The sequence below is a fragment of the Marinobacter sp. L-80 genome (assembly GCF_056859395.1).
Genome location: NZ_JBSXOI010000075.1, coordinates 93,042 through 110,058, shown reverse-complemented (window position 1 = coordinate 110,058; position 17,017 = coordinate 93,042). Strand labels below are relative to the sequence as shown.

The window sequence follows — 17,017 nt, the reverse complement described above, 5'->3', positions numbered from 1 at the left end:
GACGTTAGTCTAATTCATTGTGTAGTGGCTAGCATGGTGAACTACCACTATCCGTCTAAAGGGCCGGAGAGGCCTCAACGTCTGAATTCCAAAACCGACAATGACAACAGACTCTGACTAAAGGGGGAGCACAATGACTGGTAAACAGGTATATCCGGTAAGCCCGGAAGTGGCCAAACAGGCCCTTCTGAACCGGGAACAGTATGAAGAAATGTATCGTCAGTCAGTCGAAGACCCGGATACCTTCTGGGGTGAGCACGGCAAGCGCCTTGAGTGGATCAAGCCTTACACCAAGGTGAAAAACACGACCTACGATTACAACAATCTGTCCATCAAATGGTTCGAAGATGGCCAGTTGAATGCCTCAGCCAACTGCCTGGACCGTCATTTGGAAAAGCGCGGCGACCAGACAGCCATCATCTTTGAAGGCGATGATCCCGCCGATTCACGCAACGTGACCTATCGCGAACTGCACGAGGAAACCAGCAAGTTCGCCAACGTCCTTAAAGGTCTGGGCGTGAAGAAGGGTGATGTTGTCACCATTTACATGCCGATGATTGTTGAGACAGCCGTCGCCATGCTGGCCTGCGCACGTATCGGCGCGATTCACTCCGTGGTGTTCGGCGGTTTTTCTCCGGAAGCGCTTGGTGCCCGGATTGTGAACGGCAAATCCCGCTTCGTAGTCACCGCTGACGAAGGCGTTCGTGGCGGCCGCAAGATTCCGCTGAAGAAGAACGTGGACGCGGCCCTGAAGAATGAAGATGCCGCCAATGTCGAGAAGGTGGTGGTTGTTACCCGGACCGGCAATTCCGAAGTGCCCTGGAATGACGCCCGCGACGAGCGTTACGAAGACCTGATGAAGTCCGCCTCTGCCGACTGCCAGCCAGAGCCGATGAACGCCGAAGATCCGCTGTTCATGCTGTATACCTCGGGTTCCACTGGTGCGCCCAAGGGCGTTCTGCATACCACCGGTGGCTACATGGTCTATGCCTCCATGACCCACGAGTACGTGTTCGATTATCATGAAGGCGACGTGTACTGGTGTACTGCCGATTTCGGCTGGGTCACAGGCCACAGCTATATCCTGTACGGCCCGCTGGCTAACGGTGCCATCACCGTTCTGTTCGAGGGTGTGCCCAACTATCCGGACAGTTCTCGTATGGGGCAGGTTGTCGACAAGCACAAGGTCAACATCCTGTACACCGCTCCGACCGCAATTCGTGCCCTGATGGCGGAAGGCGAGTCCTGCATGAACGGCACTACCCGTGAAAGCCTGAAACTGCTGGGCTCCGTGGGCGAGCCGATCAACCCCGAAGCCTGGGAGTGGTACCACCGGGTTATCGGCAACAGCAAGTGCCCCATCGTGGATACCTGGTGGCAGACTGAAACCGGTGGCATCCTGATTTCCCCGCTGCCGGGCGCGATTGATCTGAAACCCGGCTCAGCCACGGTGCCGTTCTTCGGTGTTCAGCCGGCACTGGTAGACAATGACGGCAACATCCTTGAGGGCAAGACCGAGGGTAACCTCGTCATCCTGGACAGCTGGCCGGGCCAGATGCGGACGATCTATGGGGATCACGAGCGTTTCGCTCAGACCTATTTCAGCACTTACAAGGGCATGTACTTTACCGGTGACGGCGCCCGTCGCGATGAAGACGGGTACTACTGGATCACAGGTCGTGTCGACGATGTTCTGAACGTGTCAGGTCACCGTCTGGGTACCGCCGAAGTCGAAAGCGCCCTGGTTTCCCACGAGAAGGTCGCAGAAGCTGCCGTTGTTGGCTATCCGCATGACATCAAGGGTCAGGGCATCTATGTCTATGTAACACTGGTACATGGACAGGAACCTTCTGACGAGTTGAAGAAAGAGCTTGTCCAGTGGGTGCGCAAGGAGATTGGCCCCATCGCCTCTCCAGATGTGATCCAATGGGCACCTGGACTGCCTAAAACGCGTTCTGGCAAGATTATGCGGCGTATTTTGCGTAAGATTGCCGCTAACGAACACGACCAGTTGGGTGATACCTCTACGCTGGCAGATCCGGGTGTAGTCGATGACCTGATCAGCGGTCGTGCGAACCAGTAACGCCTGTGTGTTACCAGGCCATGTACCTGTAAGGAATCTGTTGAATGGCACAAACAATTATCGTCGCTGATGATCACCCGCTGTTTCGCGCAGCATTGAAGCAGGCGGTCAGTCAGGCGGTGCCCGATGCCGAGACGGTGGAAGTCGACAGCATCAAGGCACTGCAGGCGGCGGTAGAGTCGCACCCGGATGCGGATCTGGTTCTGCTGGATCTCAATATGCCGGGTGCCCACGGCTTCTCGGGGCTCGTCTTCATGCGAGGCCAGTACCCGGGGCTGCCGGTGGTGGTTGTGTCAGGATCCGAGGAATTGCAGGTAATGCGTCGCTCGATTGACTACGGTGCTTCCGGTTTCATACCGAAGTCGGCGCCGCTGCCAACCATTACCGAGGCGATTCAGGCGGTTTTGGAAGGCGACGTCTGGTTGCCGCAGGGAGTGGCCGACAAGATCGAGCGAATGCATTCAGATGCCACCGACTTTTCCGAGAAGCTGGCATCGCTGACGCCTCAACAGTTCCGGGTGCTGGGTATGCTGGCCGAGGGGCTTCTGAACAAACAGATCGCCTATGATCTGGATGTGTCGGAAGCCACCATCAAGGCCCATATCACGGCGGTGTTCCGGAAGCTTGGGGTGCGGAACCGCACTCAGGCGGTGATTGCGATCCAGCAGATGGAGATTGATCCATCGGATCAGTCCTTGTCTGGTAGCTGATTGGTTTTGATGGTTCGAATATAAAACGGGAGCCTTTTGGCTCCCGTTTTGTTTTTGGATGAGTGCCGGGCACGGTTATTTGCTGCCAGCGTAACCCAATTCCTTGTCGACCAAATTGAACAGCTCGTCACCCTTGTGCCAGCGGTCGAAGTTCTCCAGGAACTGATCCGTCAGTGCACGTTTCCAGCCGATGAAGTCGCCGGCCATATGGGCGGTCATGGTGACATTCTCCATGTCCCAGAGCGGATGATCTTCCGCCAGCGGTTCCTCTTCGAAGACATCGAGTCCTGCGCCGGCAATTTCGCCATTTTCGAGGGCCGTGATCAGGTCATCGGTTTTGACGATCGGGCCACGTCCAATGTTGATCAGACGGGCGGAATTTTTCATGGCCTTGAAGGCTTTTTCGTCAAACAGGCCTTCGGTCTGGGGTGTTAGTGGCGCCGCAATCACTACAAAGTCCGCATGCCCCAGCTGCTCGTAAAGGTCGTCGTTGCCGTGTACCGCGACAAAATCCGGATCCTCTTTTCTCGGTTTGCGGGCAATGCCGTGGGCCTTCAATCCGGCAGCGCCAACCAGCCGGCCGATCTGGCGGCCGATAGAGCCTGCCCCAACAACCAGAACCTGCTTGCCTTCTGCGCGCTCGGTGTCCCGGTGCTTCCACTGGTGCTTCATCTGCAGCCGGATGGAGTTCGGAAAATCCTTGGCGAACATCAGGATCGTGCAGAGCACGTACTCGGCAATGGTGCGGTCGAAAATGCCGCGGGCGTTGGTCACGGTGACATCGCCTTTGATCAGGTCCGGGAACATCAGTGCATCAACGCCAGCACTGGTGGCGTGGATCCATTTCAGCTTGTCTGCCGTGTGCCAGGCGGCCGCCAGGGCCTCTGTGCGAAAGTCCGTCACCATCATGATGTCGGTGCCGGGCAAGGTGTCGCGAAGGGTCGGCTCGTCACAGGCAAAGCGCACATCTGCGCGGGCCCTGACGGCGTCCATTCCTGGCGGTTCCTGTTCCCCGGGTGCGGTGAGAACGGTAACAACAGGTTTGCTGTGCTGAGTCATTGAGCCTCCGCCTATGATGATGAGTGACTGTCTGTGCCTGGTGTTCGTCCATGGCCAATTTACAGTCTGGTCGGCAGGTACTGTCGGGTCAACTTGCGGGGCAACAGATTTTGCTCTGACCGCGGTGATGGCGGTACTTTCACGTACATCATCTATATGATTTTTTGTCTTGTAGAGGCTTGCCATACTGACTAACCTGCAGGAGTGGATTCTATTTGCCCCGTTTGCAGGAGGTGTTTATGGCAGAAGCCGCCAACAAAGAAACCGGCCAGACCAAACCGCGTCGAGTGAAGTACCGGAAGAACAAGGCCAGTTGGAACCCTGCCATGCAGGCGATTCCGGTGCCCGGCATCAGGCGCATGGTGAATATGGCGGCCACCATGAAGGATGTCATTCATCTTTCCATCGGTCAGCCGGACCTGCCGACCCCCAAGCACGTCATTGATGCCTATGTCGACGCGCTCAATGCGGGGCAGACCGGCTACACCATGGATGCCGGACTGCCGGAACTGCTGGTGGCCCTGCGCGACTATTATGGCAAGCGTTACAACCGCAAACTGACCCGGGATAACATCCTGATTACCAGCGGCGCTACAGAGGCTATGTACCTGGCCATTTCCGCCACCTCTGCGCCAGGGCGGCAGTTTATCGTAACGGACCCGTCCTTCCTGCTGTATGCGCCCCTGATCCGGATGAATGGTGGCGAGGTGAAATTCGTCCAGACCCGGGCGGAGAACAACCACCAGCTGGATCCGGATGAGGTCATCAAGGCCATGGGGCCCAGGACTTATGCGCTGATCCTGAACAACCCCAACAACCCGACCGGAGCGGTTTACCCGCGTAGCACCGTGGAGACCATCCTGGAGGAATGTGCCTATCGGGGAATTCAGGTGTATGCCGATGAAGTCTACGACCACCTGATCTTTGATGACGAAGACTTCGCCAGCGTGCTGAACTGCTCGATGGATCTGGACAACATCATGTGCATCAGCAGTTTTTCAAAAACCTACAGCATGGCGGGTCTGCGGGTTGGCTGGGTGATTGCCAGTCAGGCGGCCATCAAGTCTCTGCGTCGCTTCCACATGTTCACCACCTCCGTGGCTAACACGCCGTCCCAGTTTGCCGGCGTCGCAGCACTGACCGGTGACCAGCAGTGCGTTCGCGATATGGTAGATATCTACCGTGAGCGCCGGGACAAGGTGGTCGAGCTGGTCGATCAGACCCCCTACATGACCGGTTACAAGCCTGGCGGTGCCTTCTTTGCTTTCCCTGACCTTCCACCTCATGTCGATGGCTCTGATCTGGCCTTGCGAATGCTGAAGGAAACCGGCGTCTGCATGGTGCCCGGTGACGCCTTTGGCGAGGGATGCACCAACGCCGTTCGGATCAGTTTCTCCACGACCTGCGAGAAGCTGGAAGAGGCGTTCGATCGCGTCATCCCCTGGATGGCCAAGCAACAGTTCTGAGGTGATGCCATGTCCGCCCTGGATTCGGTACTGATTCAGTGCCCGTACTGCTGGGAGACGCTGGATGTCAGCGTCGACCCGTCGGTACCGGAACAGGAGTATGTCGAGGATTGCCAGGTCTGCTGCAGACCCATCTTGATACACGTGGTTTTTGACGACACTCTTACGCCTCATGTCGAGGCCCGGGCCGAAAATGAATAGAACGCCGATTTACGCCCTCCGTGCGCTTCTGGCCCTGCTGCTGGTGCTCGCCAGCGGTTGCGCCAGTCTGTCGCCCTATTCCATCTCCGAAGGCGAGCTGGAACGGCACCTTCAGGATGTGGTTCGCGACTTCGACCGAAACCAGCTGAGTAGTGGTTCGCCATTGAGCCTGAGTCTCGACGACGCCGACATTACCCTTGGACCAGATGGTCGCGATGTGGCGGTGATCGATGTGAGAGGTCAGGTAGCGCTGAATGCGCTGATGGCGAAGCTGCCCGTGGACATTGCCTTGAAGGTCGAAGGGGCGCCGGTTTACGACAGCACTGAGAAAGCCATCTTCATACGGCGGTTGCAGCTTCTTGAAAGCAGTATTGACTCTCCGTTCTTCAAAGGGGATTTGAAGCCTGTAACCGATACGGTCATGCGGTTGGTTGCCCAGATGCTGGAGACCATGCCGGTGTACCGACTGGACGAAACCGACTTCGCCCAGCGTATGTTCGGTATGATGCCGGTAGATGTGCGGGTAGCGCCTGGCCGGCTCGAATTTGTCATGGCCGACCAGTAACCCTGATCTATCGGGACAGCCGCTCGCAGATTGCAGAGCCGATCTCGTGGGTGCCTCGTCGGCTGCCCGAGTTTTCGGCAAGGTCTGCAGCCACTGCATCGAACAGCTCCTTGCCAGCTGCGGCAATGGCAGGGTCCTTGCGGCCCAGCCACTCGAGCATGCGGGCGGCGGTAAAGAGCATGGCGGTGGGGTCAGCCAGGCCCTGGCCGGCAATATCCGGTGCGCTGCCATGGGTAGGTTCGAACATAGAAGGCATATCCGGATCCGTCGGGTTCAGGTTGCAGGAGGGTGCCACGCCCATGCCACCTGACAGAACCGCAGCTAGGTCGGTAAGAATGTCCCCCTGGAGGTTGCTCGCGACGACCACGTCAAAGGCCCAGGGGCTTTGCACGAACTTCATGCAGGCCGCGTCCACCAGCTCATGATGCGTGGCCACGTCCGGGTAGTCCTTGCTTATCTCCTCGAACGCTTCGGTGTACATGTCGCCCCAGTAGCGCAAGGCATTGCGCTTGGTGACCAGGCACACCTGGCTTTCACAGGTTCTGCCATCCAGGGTCCTGAATGTCCGTGTGCGACCCTCCGAAACCCGGTCTGCGGCGCGGTTTCGGGCCTGTTCAAACCCATAGCGGATGATCCGGTCGGTTGCCTTGCGTGTGAACACCTCCATCTGGGTGGCCACTTCATCCGGCGTGCCCTTGCGCAGACGTCCACCCTGGCTGACGTACTCACCCTCGGAGTTTTCCCGAATCACCAGCATGTCGATGTCCTTGGCGCGCTCATCGGCCAGGTACTGGCGGGCACCGGGCAGAAGCCGGGCCGGACGTTCGCAGACCCACTGGTCGAACCCTTTGCGCATGTCCAGCAGTGGCGCCAGTGAGATGCTGTCTGGAAGCAGGTATCGGTCCGGATCGTCCATAGGGCCCGGATCGCCAAGGGCACCCAGAAGGATGGCATCGTACTTCTGTAACTGCGCCAGGGCATCCGCGGGCATGGATTCGCCATGCTCCTCGTGCCAGGCGTGGGATGGCCAGGGGAATCGAGTCCACTCAAGGTCCAGGCCGTGTTTGGCGCGCAGGGTCTCGAGGCAGCGCACAGCCTCGGCAACCACTTCAGGACCTATGCCGTCGCCCGGGGTTACAGCGATGCGGGTAGTTTGGGCCATTAGGGAAACTCCTTTTGTGGACAGACACGTATAAACGACAAACCCCAGTTTAGTCATGTAGGCAGGGGATGCCACCGTTTGACACGCTTTAACCAGAAAGTGGTTTTACCGGGGAGGGGATCGCGGCTATATTGGGTGAAAAATACGCCATATAAACATAGCAAAACCGCCAGAAGTGAATTCAGGAGTTGAAGTGAACCAACCCGCCGTACTGTTTGACGAGTCTCGTTGCGAGCAATGTGCATGTGGAGAGGGGTTGGATTTTTCCTTTACCTTCGCGTTCCAGCCCATTGTTGACGTTCTCAACAAATCTGTTTACGCCTACGAGGCGCTGGTGCGAGGCACCGAGGGTCAGGGGGCGATGAGTGTCCTCTCGAAGGTAACCGAGCAGAATCGCTACGCCTTCGATCAGGTTTGTCGGGTCAAGGCGGTCAAGCTTGCCGCCAGGCTGAACATGGAGCCGATGCTCAGCATTAATTTTATGCCCAACGCGGTGTACCGGGCCGAGTACTGTATTCGCACGACCCTGGCGGCTGCCAAGACCTACAATTTTGATACCCGGAAAATCATTTTCGAGCTTACTGAGGACGAACAACTGACCTCCACATCTGTCGACCACCTCGTGTCGATTATCGAGGCTTATCAGGAGATGGGTTTCAGCACAGCCATTGATGATTTCGGGGCCGGTTTCTCACGGTACAATGTCATGATGGCCAGTCCGCCCGATCTGTTGAAGCTGGATATGGCATTGATCCGTGATATTGATCGGCAGCCGAACAAGCAGGCCGTTGTTGCAGGCATCATTACCATGATGACTCAGCTTGGCGGCCAGATCATTGCTGAGGGCGTCGAAACCAAGGAAGAATACTTCTGGTTGCGCTCCCAGGGGATCAATCTCTACCAGGGCTATCTATTCGCCAAACCGGGGTTCGAGTGCCTCCCGGAGCCCGTGTTTCCGGCCTGACGGGCCTCTAAACTGACAGGAACGACACCTTGCTATACCGAATGATCACCCTTGTCGGCGGACTGGTTTTTGTCATCATCCTGTTCGCCCTGATCTGGTTTTTCTGCAAGAAATTTCTCGAGCACCACGGTGTCACCGACCAGGTCAAAGACCGGGCCATGGTTCTGGCCACCTGGACCTTTGCTGGTATCAGCGTCGGACTGGTATTCGCGGTGGTTGGTGCATTTGTCCTGGGCCCCTGGGCTTTCTACCGAACCCTGAGGGGCCACGATATGGAGATATCCGATGGTGCCGCCGTCTGGTGGGGCCTCGGCATCGTAATGGCGTCCCTGGGGATCACGGCTATCGGATTCTTCGGTTTCCTGATGGTGGTTGGCGCCTACTGAGGCTCAACTGATTGCCTTCAACTGCTCCCGGAACCAGATCAGCGCCGGCTCCCGCTCGTAAGCCTTGTGCCAATACAGGTGCACGTCGATAGACGGCAGGTCCGCCGGCGGATCCATAATCCGGATGTTGGCCCGCTCGGCGATAATTCTGGCGTAGGCTTCCGGCATGGTCAGCAGCAGATCGGTCTCTTCCACCACTCTGCAGGCGGCATAGTAGTGCTGACACCTCAAGCGGATACTCCGTTGTACCCCCAGTCGCGATAGTTCAAAGTCCTCGATCCCGGGTCCTTCGGTCCGCGAGGATACCAGCACGTGTTTTGCGGACAGGTACCCCTCCATATCCAGCGACTCTGTTGCCAGCGGGTGCCCCTCCCGGGCCAGAACCACCAGGCGGTCGCGCCTCAGCAGTTCGTGGGACGTCTGGTTACTCACGGGCAACAGCACATCCACGGCAAAATCCAGTTTGCCGGCCGCCAGTTGCGTCTCCATGTCGCGCCTCGCGATCCTCTGGCTGACAATTTCCAGTTCCGGATAGGCGTCCAGGCGCGCCATCAGGCGGGGCAGGAAGGTCGATTCCAGAATGTCACGTAGCCCGAGCGAATAGGTTTTACGCTGGGTGGCCGGATCAAAGGCATGAAACTGGTTTACCGCGCCCTGGATCTGGGTGAGGCCCGGCCGCATGGACTCAAGGAACCGCCGGGCCAGTGGTGTTGGCACCATCTGGTTGCCCTGACGGGTAAACAGGGGGTCGTCAAAATGGTCCCTTAGCCTCGACAGGGAATGACTGACAGCCGGCTGAGTGAGATGCAGTGACCTGGCTGCACGAGTCAGGCTTCCCTCCCGGTAGATGGTGTCGAAGACGTGCAGCAGGTTCAGGTCCAGGCGGTTGAGGGCCATGAGCGGGTCCGTTCTTTGGAAATTTGGAATAAGTTTGGTTAATAATAAACGATAAGAATAATTCAGTCGCGTAATAGTTAAGTCATCCCTAGACTGGTCTCAACGTGATGATTCCGTGCACGCTACCGTGCAACAGTCAGCGAGGAGACGGCGATGGATTTCAATATTTCCGAGAAAGGCCAGGATTATCTCAACCGCGTGAAGCAGTTCATGAAGGATGAGATTTTTCCCATCGAAGAGCAGTACCACAAGGAGCTTGCCTCACTGGATAACCGCTGGGTTGTGCTGCCGATCATCCGGGAGCTAAAGGAAAAAGCCAAAACCCAGGGCCTCTGGAACATGTTTTTCCCGGACGAAAAATACGGCTGTGGCCTGTTGAACTCCGACTACGCCCTGATTGCCGAGGAAACCGGCCGCAGCTTCATTGCCCCGGAGATTTTCAACTGCAACGCGCCAGATACCGGCAATATGGAAGTATTGATCCACTATGGCTCTGAAGAGCAAAAAGCCGAGTGGTTACCGCGTCTGCTGAGCGGCGAGATCCGCTCCGCCTTCTGTATGACTGAGCCGGCGGTTGCCTCTTCCGATGCCACCAATATGGAGGCAACGGCCGTTGTTGAAGGCGACGAAGTGGTTCTGAACGGTCGCAAGTGGTGGAGCACCGGTATCGGGCATCCCGACTGTAAGGTTGCCATCTTCATGGGTCTGACGGATCCGGATGCGCACAAGCATCGCCGTCATTCCATGGTGCTGGTGCCTCTGGACACGCCTGGCGTCAAGATCGAGCGTATGCTGCCGGTATTCGGTGAATATGATGAGCCCTATGGCCATGGCGAGGTGCTTTTTGACAACGTCCGTTTGCCGAAGAGCGCATTCATTGCCGGCCCGGGCCGCGGATTCGAGATTGCCCAGGGCCGTCTTGGGCCGGGCCGAGTGCACCACTGTATGCGGGCAATCGGTGCGGCAGAGCGCACGCTGGAGATTCTGATCAAGCGGGCAACGACTCGTGAGGCCTTCGGGCGTCCGATCGCCAAGCTGGGCGGCAATCCGGATATCATTGCCAATGCCCGCATGGCCATTGAGCAGGCCCGTCTGCTCACGCTGAAATGCGCCTGGGCACTGGATACCAAGGGCATCATGGGGGCGCTTCAAGAGGTCTCCATGATCAAGGCGGTGATTCCATCCATGCTGCAAACCATTGTGGATCAGGCCATTCAGATTCACGGTGGTGCCGGAGTCAGTGATGACGATTTCCCGCTGACACAGCTGTTTGCCTATGCCCGTGTTTTACGCCTGGCGGATGGCCCGGATGAGGTGCATCGGGCTATGGTGGCCCGTCTTGAGCTGCGTAAATATAAAAATTGAGAATCTGAATCGGGAGTCTGGATTCGGCGGAAGGGTGTTTCTGAAACACGCTCCTTGCGGCACGTCCCTGTGACGCTTGGGCTCCGCCATCCATGGCTCCGCACAGTTTCAGAAACACCCTTCCGCCGAATCCGTCGTACTTCGGAGTTGGTTTCAGTTTTTAGCAAGATAACAGCGGGGAAGCATTGATGACTCAGAGAGTATTCATAACCGGAGGCGCCAGCGGACTTGGCCGCGCCATAGCACTGCGTTATGCCAAAGAAGGCGCCAAAGTCTGCATCGGCGACATTAACCCGGAGCAGGGTGTTGGCGTCGAGAAAGAGATTAATGCGGCCGGAGGCGAAGGTTATTTCGTCGAGTGCGATGTTCGACGCCTGACCGATTTCGAAAAGGTCCGCGATGATCTCGTGAAGAAATGGGGTGGCGTTGACGTGGTGGTGAACAACGCTGGCGTTGCCTCTGCCGGTTCCATTGAAGATACCACAATGGCGGATTGGGAGTGGATTCTCGATATTAACGTGCTGGGCGTGGTTCGCGGCTGTAAGGCGTTTACACCGCAGTTCAAGCAACAGGGCTCCGGGGCCTTTGTAAATGTGGCTTCGATGGCAGGGTTGATGCTCGCGCCATTGATGGATAGCTACAATGTGACCAAGGCTGGCGTGATCGCCCTGTCCGAGACACTCAGCCAGGAGCTTCGGGATGCCGGTATTCATGTGAGCTGCGTGTGCCCGGCGGTTTTCCAGACCAATCTGACCAGCAGCATGCGTTCAGATATTCCCGGCATTCAGCAGAACGTGAACAAGCTGATGAAGCGCTCCACGGTAACCGCCGAGGACGTGGCCGAGGATATTTTCCGGTCGGTCAACAACAAGAGCTTCTGGGTACTGCCCCACGCCAAGGAGCGCCGCATGTGGATGCTCAAACGCCATGCGCCCAAGGCTTTCGACTGGCTGATGCATCAGGAAAGCAAGCGCTGGATGAGCAAGATGGGTGGCAGCAAGGCCTGAATGCGCGGTTTTTACTGTTTTAAACTGAAGATTCAAAAGGAGAGTCCTGAATGACCCAAATCGACGAGGCCGTGGACATCCGGGAAGGCGAGGAGCTGGACACCGGCGCCGTGGACCGGTTCATGAAAGAGGCGATCCCGGATCTGCAAGGCGAGCCCGAGATTCGCCAGTATCCGGGCGGTGCTTCAAATCTGACCTATCAGGTGGACTACGGTGATCGGTCTTATGTGCTGCGTCGGCCGCCATTCGGCAAGATCGCCAAGTCTGCCCACGACATGCTGCGTGAGGCGAAGGTCATGCGGGCGCTCAAGCCGGTCTATCCCTACGTGCCCACCATTATCGCCATCTGCGATGATCACGACGTGCTGGGTTGCGATTTCTATGTGATGGAACGGTTGAAGGGCATCATCCTGCGCCAGGACTTTCCAGAGGATTTCGAGCTCAGTGAAGCCGATACCCGCAAGCTTTGCCTGAACGTGATCGACAAGCTGGTGGATCTTCACCGTGTCGATGCCAAAGCAGCAGGCCTGGACAAACTGGGCAAGGGCGAGGGCTACGTTCAGCGCCAGATTGGCGGTTGGAGCGACCGTTTCCGCAAGGCCCGCACCGACGATGTGGGTGACTTTGAGCAGGTAATGAGCTGGCTCAATGACAAGATGCCCGACGACATTGCCCAGGTGGTGATCCACAATGATTTCCGCTTCGACAACGTGGTGCTGAACCCGGACAACCCGTTCGAGGTTATTGGCGTACTGGACTGGGAGATGGCCACCATCGGTGATCCGCTGATGGATCTTGGAAACAGCCTGGCCTACTGGATTGAGGCGGACGACGAAGGCCCGTTCCAGATGCTGCGCCGCCAACCGACCCATCGCCCGGGCATGCTTACCCGCAAGGAAGTGGTGGCATATTACATGGAGCAGTCCGGCTTAAAGGTCGACAACTTCGACTTCTATGAGATCTACGGCCTGTTCCGGTTGGCAGTGATCGTCCAGCAGATCTATTACCGTTTTTACCATGGCCAGACCAAGGACAAGCGTTTCGCCGCCTTTGGCCATGCCGCTAATTATCTCGAGAAGCGCTGCCAGCGGTTGATTGCGGAGAGCTCCCTGTAATGGCGACGATTTATCTGGTTCGTCACGGCCAGGCCAGTTTCGGGAAAGAAAACTACGATCAACTGTCTCCCACGGGCTGGGAGCAGGGTAGGGTGCTTGGCCGCTGGCTGGCGGGCAAAGTGGAACCGGCAGCGGTTTTCGGAGGCGATCTGGAACGCCACCGGGAAACCGTTGAAGCCATCGCCACCGGGTACGGATCCAAACTGCCCGATATGCAGGTGGTTCCCGGCTTCAACGAGTTTGATCACACCACTGTGGTGGCCCGGTACCGCCCGGAGTGGAGTGACCGCGCGGTGATGGCGCGGGATCTCAAGGCGTTCCCCAAGCCGGCCAAGGCGTTCCAGGAGGCCTTTGTGCACGCTGTACATCGCTGGGCCTCGGGCGAGTATGACCATGAGTACGAGGAAAGCTGGCCGGACTTCAAGGCCCGAGTTCTGGCGGCCTTCGAGGAGATGATTGAGTACGCCGATGGCGGCGACGTGCTGGTGGCCACTTCCGGTGGACCGATTTCCGTAATAGCCCAGCATCTGCTTGGCCTGGACGACGCCCGGGCACTGGGCCTGAACGAGGTGATCGCCAACACCAGTGTGTCGCGGGTCCTTTATTCAGGCCCCCGGCGCAGCCTGGCCGTTTTTAATAACTACAGCCACCTGGAAGCGGATGATCCCGCCCTGGTGACATTCCGATAGTGAATTGAGGTGAACGAATGAGCAGCAAGAATCTGTTTGATCTGACTGGCAAGGTTGCCCTGATTACCGGTGCCAGCCGCGGCATTGGCGAGAGCATTGCCCGCACCCTGGCCGAGTATGGCGCCCACGTGATCGTAAGCAGCCGCAAGATTGACGGTTGCGAGGCCGTTGCCAGCAGCATCCGGGATGCTGGCGGTAGCGCCGAAGCCTACGCCTGCCACATTGGTGATATGGACCAGATCGAGAGTATCTGGGGGCACATTGAACAGACCCACGGCCAGCTGGACATTCTGGTGAACAACGCTGCCGCCAACCCTTACTTCGGGCCGGTAGAGGACACCGACCTGGGAGCGTTCAACAAGACCGTGGATGTGAATATCCGGGGCTATTTCTTCATGTGCGCCCGTGGCGCCCAGATGATGAAGAAAGCCGGTGGCGGCTCCATTGTGAACGTGGCCTCCGTGAACGGCGTCAATCCGGGGCACTACCAGGGCATCTACTCGGTCACCAAGGCCGCCGTAATCTCCATGACCAAGTCCTTTGCCATGGAGCTGGGTCAGCAGAAAATCCGCGTGAACGCGCTGCTGCCGGGGCTGACCGATACCAAGTTTGCCAGCGCCCTGACTACGAACGAAGCCATCAAGAAGCAGGCGATGGCTCACATCCCCATGAAGCGGGTGGCGGATCCAAGTGAGATGGCGGGTACCGTGCTCTACCTGGTTTCCGATGCCTCCAGTTATACCACTGGCGCCTGCATCAACGCCGATGGTGGTTACCTGACGATCTAAGTGTAGTCTCAGGGCAGGCAGGGGCCAGATGAAAGTCTTCATCCGGCCCCTGGTTCAATTCGTCCGGGATATCAGGCCGGTGAGCAGGTCAATGCTTCAAAGTCGTTGTTGAGCTCTACTGCCCGATTCTGCAGATGGGCCAGTGTTGTGTTGTCACCCGCCAGGATCAGATCATGCATCAGGGACGCCATGGCTACGCGACTCTCCGCCATCATGGCTTTGTAGGCCTCTCCCCGCACTTCCTCGGAATTGAGAATCAGATATTCCAGTTCCGCCTCGAACGTGGGCTCGTCTCTTCCTTCCAGTATTTCCAGTAGTGCCAGTTGCCAGTTACGCCGCCCCTGCAGCCAGATTTCAGTCTGGGCGCCCCGATTGGCTGACCACTGCCGCACGATGTTTCGTTGCTCGCTGTTCAGCTCCCCCAGCCAACGTTCGACCCGCTCTGCGGTTCTGTCGGCCCGGGCCTCGGCTGTCGCCTCCGGGGAATCGGCCAGGAATTCTTCTTCCATTTCCCGCTGGCTTTGCGCCATGTTGTCCGCCAACTCCTGTACCTGTTCATCGCTCAGGCTGGAGAGAAGGTTTGTTGCGACCGGGGTTGCCCGTTCCAGAAGACTCGGGAAGAAACTGAAAAGCTGCTGCTGATGGTATTCGACAGTGGCCTGATCGGGCGGGTTGTTAGATACGTCAGACTCGAGTTCATCCAGCCAGGCCTGATAACGGGGCAGCTCGGCACTGCAATGCCACTGTCGCAGTTGTGCAATATCGTTGTTGAGTTGCTGCTTCTGGTCGGCGGTAAGTGACACGTAATCCTCTACCCACCACACGATGCCCCAGTCAGCGTATCGATAAGCCACCTTGGTCGAACTGCAGCCAACCAGACCAAACGCCAGTACTAGAATGAGAACAAAGGGTTTGGCAAAACTGTTTGCGCTCTCGTGACCGGTATCCATGGCTCACCTGTCCTGGTAAAAAGGCGTATCGAAAAAGGGTTGCAAGCTCACTATCATTCGGCGCTTATTGGTTAACAGTGTACGACATATCACGCCTTTCAGATGCTGCTCCGAGGAACGCTGGAGCACTGTTCAGGAGAAGTCATGAGCAAAATGAGACTTTCACGTCTACACCAGCTGATCTTCGGCTTTTACATGTCCGGAATCATGTCCCTGCTGATGTCCGGAGTGATCACTTTCATCAATACGGGCATCGACAGTGAGTTCCACTACAGATAGGAGCCGGCTTTCCTGGTCGCCTGGGCCGTTGCTTTCCCTCTGGTAACCTTCATCGCTCCGCTTGCCGGGAAGATGACCGAGTTCACCATTCGCAGACTTCACTGACTGCGTACAGATGTAAGCTTAAATGTTAAAAGATGCAAATCCGTTCTTTCTGACTCCCCGTACATGCATTGACGCATGATTCAAGGACTGAATTTGTGCAGGTTCGAACCACTCAAATCCTGGTAAACAACCTCTACAAGTGGGGAGTTGAAACAATGAATACAAAATACGCTTTACCGATGGTTTTGGCGGGCAGTGTTATGCTGTCCGGGTGTTGGCTTGATGACGATGATAACGACTCAGCAGATGCTGCAACGCAAACTATTCTGGAAATCGCCGTTGAAAATGAAAACACGACGATCCTTGAAGAGGCCGTTCTTGCAGCAGACCCGACTATCGCTGAACTACTTGGTGGAGATGACGAGTTAACCGTGTTCGCGCCGACAGACGCTGCCTTTCAAGCTCTGTTAGATGACTTGGGTATCACGGCTGAAGAGTTGTTGGCCAACACAGCGTTATTAAACGCGGTTCTGCCTTACCACGTGCTCGCAACGTCAGTAGGTGAAGTGAAGGCAGACTCTGCTATTAGCGTCGCTCAAAACGCTCCTGCAGAAAGTCTCGTTCCAACAGTGAACGGTAAAGACGTCGCGCTTTCAATTTCTGAGGAAAGTGGTGAAAACGTATTATACGTAAACACCTCTCGAGTAACGGTAACTGATGTCGATGCGACTAATGGTGTTATTCACCTAATCGACAAAGTACTTCTTCCCCCACCGAGCGATCTCAGTGATACAGATTCAACGATTGCGGAGATCGTAACGGCGCTCGCAAACGCTGAACAAGATGCTGAGTTCACAATTCTGCTAGATGCACTCCTAGAAGCAAGCGGAAGAATGGGCGCTACCGATCTGGTCGCTGCAGCCTCGGACCCGGATGCGGCCTTGACTGTGTTCGCGCCAACAGATGCCGCCTTTGCAACGTTGTTAGCTGATCAGGGTCTTACGGCAGAGCAATTGCTTGCCAGCCCAGATCTGCCAGGCATTCTCGAGCAACATATTCTCGGAACAACGATAGACTCTCTCACGGCATACGCTTCGAATGGCGGTACGGTAGCGAACCTGGCTGGCACCACTTTGAACGTTGATATACAAAACAACGCTCTGGTTATCGAGGGCAGCAACGTCACCGAAGCCCAAGTTGAGGCGTCCAACGGCGTGATTCATGTGATCGACAAAGTGATTTTTGCAGTCGACTAGTAGTCGAAGCATTGTTTCGTTGCTCAAAGC

18 protein-coding genes are annotated in these 17,017 nt (G+C 56.8%); 14 read left to right on the top strand and 4 right to left on the bottom strand.

Annotated features, from left to right (window positions below; translation table 11 throughout):
* Nucleotides 1-133: 133 nt before the first annotated feature.
* Together acs and AC13E3_RS17580 are read left to right on the top strand one after the other, a co-directional pair.
* Complete coding sequence (acs, locus tag AC13E3_RS17585; RefSeq protein ID WP_053114647.1) at nt 134-2,083, top strand: acetate--CoA ligase; 1,950 nt, start codon at nt 134-136, stop codon at nt 2,081-2,083.
* Between the two features lie 44 nt (nt 2,084-2,127).
* Entirely contained in the window at nt 2,128-2,793 is a 666-nt protein-coding gene (locus AC13E3_RS17580) for a response regulator transcription factor (RefSeq protein ID WP_008176124.1), read from the top strand.
* A gap of 75 nt (nt 2,794-2,868) precedes the next feature.
* On the opposite strand, the gene AC13E3_RS17575 is transcribed toward AC13E3_RS17580, so the two are convergent.
* Nucleotides 2,869-3,852 carry a D-2-hydroxyacid dehydrogenase gene (locus AC13E3_RS17575; RefSeq protein ID WP_482902305.1) on the bottom strand — a complete coding sequence of 328 codons (984 nt, stop codon included), beginning with the start codon at nt 3,850-3,852 and terminating at the stop codon, nt 2,869-2,871.
* A gap of 239 nt (nt 3,853-4,091) precedes the next feature.
* Between AC13E3_RS17575 and AC13E3_RS17570 the strand changes: the two genes are divergently transcribed.
* From AC13E3_RS17570 to AC13E3_RS17560, 3 genes are read left to right on the top strand one after another with little or no spacing between them, the layout of a single operon-like run.
* Nucleotides 4,092-5,318, top strand: a complete 1,227-nt coding sequence (locus tag AC13E3_RS17570; protein WP_288366145.1) for a pyridoxal phosphate-dependent aminotransferase — start codon at nt 4,092-4,094, stop codon at nt 5,316-5,318.
* Nucleotides 5,319-5,327: 9 nt separating this feature from the next.
* The gene (locus tag AC13E3_RS17565) at nt 5,328-5,519 is read left to right on the top strand and encodes a CPXCG motif-containing cysteine-rich protein (protein ID WP_008176119.1); all 192 of its coding nucleotides are present in this window, start codon (nt 5,328-5,330) and stop codon (nt 5,517-5,519) included.
* Nucleotides 5,512-6,084, top strand: coding sequence for a YceB family lipoprotein (locus AC13E3_RS17560; RefSeq protein WP_008176117.1), 573 nt, complete (start codon nt 5,512-5,514; stop codon nt 6,082-6,084). The genes AC13E3_RS17565 and AC13E3_RS17560 overlap by 8 nt, the downstream gene beginning before the upstream one ends.
* Nucleotides 6,085-6,091: 7 nt before the next feature.
* Here the strand turns inward: AC13E3_RS17560 and AC13E3_RS17555 are convergent, their stop codons facing one another.
* Nucleotides 6,092-7,246, bottom strand: coding sequence for an isocitrate/isopropylmalate dehydrogenase family protein (locus tag AC13E3_RS17555; protein ID WP_053114650.1), 1,155 nt, complete (start codon nt 7,244-7,246; stop codon nt 6,092-6,094).
* Nucleotides 7,247-7,439: 193 nt separating this feature from the next.
* On the opposite strand from AC13E3_RS17555, the gene AC13E3_RS17550 reads away from it, so the two are divergent.
* A complete protein-coding gene (locus AC13E3_RS17550) occupies nt 7,440-8,210 on the top strand; it encodes an EAL domain-containing protein (protein ID WP_175497333.1) in 771 nt (256 codons plus the stop codon).
* 29 nt (nt 8,211-8,239) lie between these two features.
* Nucleotides 8,240-8,596 carry a hypothetical protein gene (locus AC13E3_RS17545; RefSeq protein WP_227497874.1) on the top strand — a complete coding sequence of 119 codons (357 nt, stop codon included), beginning with the start codon at nt 8,240-8,242 and terminating at the stop codon, nt 8,594-8,596.
* Between the two features lie 3 nt (nt 8,597-8,599).
* On the opposite strand, the gene AC13E3_RS17540 is transcribed toward AC13E3_RS17545, so the two are convergent.
* Entirely contained in the window at nt 8,600-9,493 is an 894-nt protein-coding gene (locus AC13E3_RS17540; protein WP_008176107.1) for a LysR family transcriptional regulator, read from the bottom strand.
* A 153-nt stretch (nt 9,494-9,646) separates the two neighbouring features.
* Between AC13E3_RS17540 and AC13E3_RS17535 the strand changes: the two genes are divergently transcribed.
* From AC13E3_RS17535 to AC13E3_RS17515, 5 genes are all read left to right on the top strand, one after another.
* On the top strand, nt 9,647-10,858 hold the full coding sequence (locus AC13E3_RS17535; protein ID WP_008176105.1) for an acyl-CoA dehydrogenase family protein: 1,212 nt from the start codon (nt 9,647-9,649) through the stop codon (nt 10,856-10,858).
* A 188-nt stretch (nt 10,859-11,046) separates the two neighbouring features.
* Complete coding sequence (locus AC13E3_RS17530; RefSeq protein WP_482902304.1) at nt 11,047-11,865, top strand: SDR family oxidoreductase; 819 nt, start codon at nt 11,047-11,049, stop codon at nt 11,863-11,865.
* A 50-nt stretch (nt 11,866-11,915) separates the two neighbouring features.
* Nucleotides 11,916-12,980: a phosphotransferase family protein gene (locus AC13E3_RS17525; protein WP_482902303.1), complete on the top strand. Its 1,065-nt coding sequence runs from the start codon at nt 11,916-11,918 to the stop codon at nt 12,978-12,980.
* Entirely contained in the window at nt 12,980-13,669 is a 690-nt protein-coding gene (locus tag AC13E3_RS17520) for a histidine phosphatase family protein (RefSeq protein WP_482902302.1), read from the top strand. The genes AC13E3_RS17525 and AC13E3_RS17520 overlap by 1 nt, the downstream gene beginning before the upstream one ends.
* A 17-nt stretch (nt 13,670-13,686) precedes the next feature.
* Nucleotides 13,687-14,457 (top strand): SDR family oxidoreductase, encoded by a 771-nt coding sequence (locus AC13E3_RS17515; RefSeq protein ID WP_482902301.1) that lies wholly within the window; start codon nt 13,687-13,689, stop codon nt 14,455-14,457.
* 71 nt (nt 14,458-14,528) lie between these two features.
* Here the strand turns inward: AC13E3_RS17515 and AC13E3_RS17510 are convergent, their stop codons facing one another.
* Entirely contained in the window at nt 14,529-15,407 is an 879-nt protein-coding gene (locus AC13E3_RS17510) for a DUF6279 family lipoprotein (RefSeq protein ID WP_482902300.1), read from the bottom strand.
* Between the two features lie 144 nt (nt 15,408-15,551).
* On the opposite strand from AC13E3_RS17510, the gene AC13E3_RS17505 reads away from it, so the two are divergent.
* Both AC13E3_RS17505 and AC13E3_RS17500 read left to right on the top strand, forming a co-directional pair.
* On the top strand, nt 15,552-15,686 hold the full coding sequence (locus tag AC13E3_RS17505) for a DUF2798 domain-containing protein (RefSeq protein WP_008176094.1): 135 nt from the start codon (nt 15,552-15,554) through the stop codon (nt 15,684-15,686).
* A 200-nt stretch (nt 15,687-15,886) separates the two neighbouring features.
* Nucleotides 15,887-16,987 carry a fasciclin domain-containing protein gene (locus AC13E3_RS17500; RefSeq protein ID WP_227497873.1) on the top strand — a complete coding sequence of 367 codons (1,101 nt, stop codon included), beginning with the start codon at nt 15,887-15,889 and terminating at the stop codon, nt 16,985-16,987.
* The last annotated feature ends 30 nt before the right edge of the window (nt 16,988-17,017 follow it).